The sequence below is a fragment of the Nocardia uniformis NBRC 13702 genome (assembly GCF_001613345.1).
Taxonomy (GTDB): Bacteria; Actinomycetota; Actinomycetes; order Mycobacteriales; family Mycobacteriaceae; genus Nocardia; species Nocardia uniformis.
The window spans coordinates 1-2,690 of the sequence record NZ_BDCE01000137.1; the positions used below are offsets into that span (position 1 = coordinate 1).

The 2,690-nt window shown below is 66.5% G+C and carries 2 protein-coding genes; both read right to left on the reverse strand.

Going from position 1 to position 2,690, the window contains the following annotated elements; genetic code table 11:
* The coding region (locus NU1_RS39830) for an AMP-binding protein (RefSeq protein ID WP_245720525.1) at positions 1 to 581 on the reverse strand (581 nt) is incomplete at its 3' end.
* Positions 470 to 2,690 (reverse strand): condensation domain-containing protein (locus NU1_RS39835; protein ID WP_245720526.1); only part of this gene is annotated, 2,221 nt, incomplete at its 5' end. The genes NU1_RS39835 and NU1_RS39830, both read right to left, overlap by 112 nt.

Consider the following 2,690-nt stretch of genomic DNA (forward strand, 5'->3'; position numbering starts at 1 on the left):
TGCCCACGGATCTTCACCTGACGATCGGCCCGACCCAGGAATTCGAGCGTTCCGTCCGGCCGGTACCGGCCGAGGTCTCCGGTGCGATACCAGCGGATGCCCGCCTCCTCGAAGAAGCTGGCCACGGTGAGGGCGGTTTCGCCCCGGTAGCCGCGGGCGACGCCCGCACCACCGATCAGCAACTCCCCCGGCACCCAGTCGGGCCGGTCGTCGCCCGACTCGTCCACCACTCGGTAGCGCTGGTTACGTAGGGGGTGGCCGTACGGGATCGATGTCCATTCCGGTGGCACCGCAGCGACTTCGAAGAGATTGGACCAGATCGCCGCCTCGGTGGCGCCGCCCAGGGCGACGAGGCGGCAGTTCCGGGACAGTGCGGTGAGCCGATCGGGCAGGTCGAGGCCGACCCAGTCACCGGAGACCAGTGCCAGTCGCAGTGTCGGTGAGAGTCCGGGTCCCGACTCGGCCACGGTCAACAACATGTCGAGCATGGCCGGGACGCTGTTCCACAGTGTGACCTGGTGTGCCCGCGTCGATTCGAGCCATCGACGGGGGTCTCGCCGGTCCTCGTCATTGATGAGCACCGCACTGCCGCCGGCGGCGAGCACACCGAACAGGGGTCGGTGACCGCGCCCCGATGCACGGGGGCGGGGGGATAGCGGCGCGCGGCCGCTATCGCCACCACCGCGACGCGCTCGAGGCTCTGGTCGGCGTGTCCGGCGAGGTCGTCGGTGAGTACGACCGACACCCTGGACTGTTCGATGATCGCGGTACGCCGCTGAGCGGGTTGATCTTTAGCTATCGGCACGTAGGCGGCGCCGGCAGCCAGGACCCCGTATATCGCCGCGACCTGTGTCGCGCCGCGAGCCGCCGACACCGCAACGGTCGCGCCGGGTCGGATGCCGTACTCGATCAGCAGCGCCGCTATCCGTCTGCTGTGTTCGGCCAGCTCACCGAAACTTACGGTGATATCGCCGTCGATAATGGCCGTGCGGTGGGGGTCGGCAGCGGCGATATCGAATATCGGGGTGTGCAGCAGCCCGCCACCGGGAGTCTGCTCCGGTCGCGGCCCGACGGTGTCGTTGACCCGTGCGCGGACCAGATCTTGCCGTGCGGGCAGTACCGGCAGCACGTCGGGTAGCGACTGTTCCCAATCGACGTCCGCGAGCCGGAGCACATGGTCGTGATAGGTGGCAAACATATCGTCGACCATCCCGTCGGGGAACAGCTCGTCGACCGAATCCCAGCTCAGCACAACACCATCCGGCAGTTCGATAACCTGATGATCCAGCCACACCTGCGGCGTCTGCGTCCGTGTGTGGTCCGGCCACCGCACCGACCGAACCAGGTCGTCGTCCACCCCCAGCATCGAGGTGAACACCACCGGGACCGGCTCCACCGGCACCTCGTTCTCCCGGGCGAGTTCCCGCAATACCCGGACCGCGGAAATCTGCTGGTGGTCCAGGTCGCTCCACAGCTGCTCCTGCAGTCGCCGCGCGCGCCCCAACCAACCTTCGCCCTCAGCGGGATGGTCAGCGACCAGTAGCAGTGAACTGAAGTCGCCTACCACCCGCATGATGTCGGGATGTACCTCGCGGCGGTCGAAACGCGTCAGGGTGACCGTCAGATCGCGCTGCGCACTCCAACCACCCAGCACCCACGTATAACAGGCCAACAGCACAGCACTCGGCGTCACACCGTATTCACGCGCACGAGTCACAATCCGACGCCAAGTGGCGGAGTCCATTCGCACCTCCCGCCGCCGGAACCGCGGGCGCTCCACGGCGGCGGGTGGCACCCGCAATGGCAATTGCGGACCGGGCGGCAGTTCTGCCAATCGGGAACGCCAGTAGGACAGGGCGGTCCGCACTTCGTCACTCGACGGGAGGCACTGTGTGGCGTAATCACGGAATTCGATAGCCAATGACGCCAACTCGACATCTGGTTCGGCGTAGAGCCGGGTCCATTCGGAGATGAGTACCAGGGTGCTCAGTCCGTCGGCTATGAGCGTGTCGAAGACCGCACACACCCGGACGTTCTCGCCGTCGCGAACAACGCGCACATCGAACAGCGGCCAGACAGCGGCATCGAGCAGCCCACCCGACATCTCCTCCCGGCAGACCTCCACGGGGCCCTCGACCACCGGAATCCGATACGAGGGAACCTCTTCCAGCACCCGCTGCATCCCATCGGCACCGACCACGGCACGCAACATGCCGTGCCGATCGATCAACCGATTCCAGGCCGCCTCCAACCGAGCAACATCCAGGTCGGGCCAGTCATATTCGATATACAGCTGCGCACCGATACCACCGAGATCGAAATCCGGCGACCGACCCAACCAATACGCGACCTGAATATCGGTCAGCGGAAACGGCTCGAACAGCCGCTCGGAGTCGGTGGACAGCCACGGGGCCGGGGACGCGGTCACCTCGGCGGGTGACTGGTTGCGGACGAGTCCGGCAATGGTCGGGGTGGTGAAGAATTCGCGTAGCGTGCTCGTGAGGCCGAGTTCGCGGTGGAGGCGGCCGATCAGCCTGGTGGCCGACAGCGAGTCGCCGCCCGCGCCGAAGAAGCCGGTGTCTCGGCCGGGCACAGCGCCGCCGAGTAGCTGTTGCCATATCTGTGCGATGCGGGTTTCCAGCCCGGGTCGTACCGGCTCGCCACGACCGGATTCATCTGCGGCTGTGATC